The organism is Mesorhizobium sp. M7A.F.Ca.AU.001.01.1.1, from assembly GCF_004022735.1.
Classification (GTDB): domain Bacteria; phylum Pseudomonadota; class Alphaproteobacteria; order Rhizobiales; family Rhizobiaceae; genus Mesorhizobium; species Mesorhizobium ciceri.
In genome coordinates this window covers 1-1,873 of the sequence record NZ_RZPF01000972.1, presented here as the reverse complement: position 1 = coordinate 1,873, position 1,873 = coordinate 1, and the positions used below count along the sequence as shown (strand labels likewise).

Annotated in this window: 2 protein-coding genes; one reads left to right on the top strand and one right to left on the bottom strand. The window is 62.4% G+C overall.

What is annotated here, in order from left to right; genetic code table 11:
* On the top strand, window positions 1–735 hold a 735-nt coding region (locus tag EN884_RS34715; protein ID WP_164895380.1), incomplete at its 5' end, for an alpha/beta hydrolase.
* Between the two features lie 643 nt (window positions 736–1,378).
* Here the strand turns inward: EN884_RS34715 and istB are convergent.
* The coding region (gene istB / locus EN884_RS34705; RefSeq protein ID WP_128361073.1) for an IS21-like element helper ATPase IstB at window positions 1,379–1,873 on the bottom strand (495 nt) is incomplete at its 5' end.

Here is a 1,873-nt window from a genome sequence, read left to right as displayed (position 1 = left end):
ACCTGGCACAACACCATCCCGGCACTCGCGGATGAGTTCCGGGTGCTGGCGCCCGATCTGGTCGGTTTCGGTCTCTCAGATGCGTCGGCAGATGGGAAACACGTTCCCCGCCTCGACCGGCGCCATCACGTGTCAGCCTTCATCGAAGCGCTCGGGATCACCCGATGCGCGCTGGTCGGCCATTCCGAAGGCGGTTTCATCGCGGCAATGCTCGCCGTTGAAAATCCGGGTCTGGTCGACAAGGTGGTCGTCGTGAGCAGCGGCGCCACCGCGCCGCGTCTCGGCGGGAATGAGGACCACGCTTGGCAGGCAGCAGCGGCGGCAGCGTATAATGTGCTCGAGGGCTGCGATACAGAGGATGACTTTCTGCGCACCAACGCAAGGCTAAGCATGAAGAATCCGCCGGAGTTCGTGGACCTGCTAAGAAAGAACTACCGCCTAGCCTGCGAGACCGGTCAACTGGAACGCTTCAGGCAGGCTGCCCGGATAAAGGACGACACCGAATATACCCAGATTCAGGAGGACCATCTCCTTCCGCATTTGCCCACCATGCGGGCCAAACTATTCCTAGCTTGGTCGGCCTGTGACGAAACCGTGCCGGTGGCGCGTGGCATCAAGCTGCTGGAACGCGCCCCGCAAGCCGATATGTACATTTTCGCCAATGCCGGTCACATGGTAATGATCGATCGCCCGCGCGAATTTAATGGAGTCATTCGGGACTGGCTTGGCAGCTAGCGCCGGCGTTGCAGAATGGGCCGGGCTGAGGAGTGAAGAAAGCGAGCCTTTCGACGAAACCGCGATCAAGGATGCGATGACAGCCGTGCGCACCGCCACAATAAGCCTTCAGGCGACGATGCTGGACTATTCTCCTGACGGGCACTGAAAAATGTCAACGCAAAGCCCACGCAGGGAGGCTGAGCGCGACAGCCCTGCTGGCGGCACAATCGTCGCCGACCTATGTCGGTATCCAACCGGTTGCGAGGCCCGATCGCGATGATGGAACAGTGTGGCACGATGGCTGACCCTGCTCCGGCCTGAGCTGTCGGTCGGCGCTCGTTGCGACGCCGCGACCTTGCCTAGATCGTGCTTGGCGGCGGCGCCTTGGTATGCCATCGCCGACATCGTGCTCGCCTGCTGGCGGGTCTCGGCCTGGTCGCCAGCGTCGGAATCGGGGGCGCGCTTATCTATGCCCTTCAGACCCGCGATGCGGGTCGGCCGAACGAAGAACTGTCAATGGCCACGGAATCGGGACCCTGTTTTTTCCCGCAAAAGGGACCCCGGCTTTCGGTGTTGAGAGGCACGCCGGTAAGCGCCCGATCAGGCGAAGCTGGTCGGGGTTGCACAGCCTGATCGGGCGCGACTGATTGGCTTTCGAACTTCAGCTTTGAGAGCGGCTCTTGAAGCGCCAGGATTCGTTGCCAGTCTCGGCGATCTCGCAGTGATGGGTGAGGCGGTCGAGCAGCGCGGTTGTCATCTTGGCGTCGCCGAAGACGCTCGGCCATTCCCCGAAGGCGAGATTGGTGGTGATGATGACGCTGGTGCGCTCGTAAAGCTTCGAGACCAGATGGAAGAGCAACTGCCCGCCGGCCTGGGCGAAGGGAAGATAGCCGAGTTCATCGAAGACGACGAAGTCGAGCCGGGTAAGATGATCGGCAATGCGGCCCTGCCGGCCGGCACGGGTCTCGGTCTCGAGCCTGTTGACGAGGTCGACAACGTTGAAGAAGCGCCCGCGTGCGCCGTTGCGGATGAGAGAACGGGCAATGGCGATCGCCAGATGCGACTTGCCGGTGCCTGTCCCGCCGACCAGGACGACATTGCGCTGATCGGCGACGAACGCGCCGGCGGCGAGGTCGCGGATCAGGCTCTCGTTGAC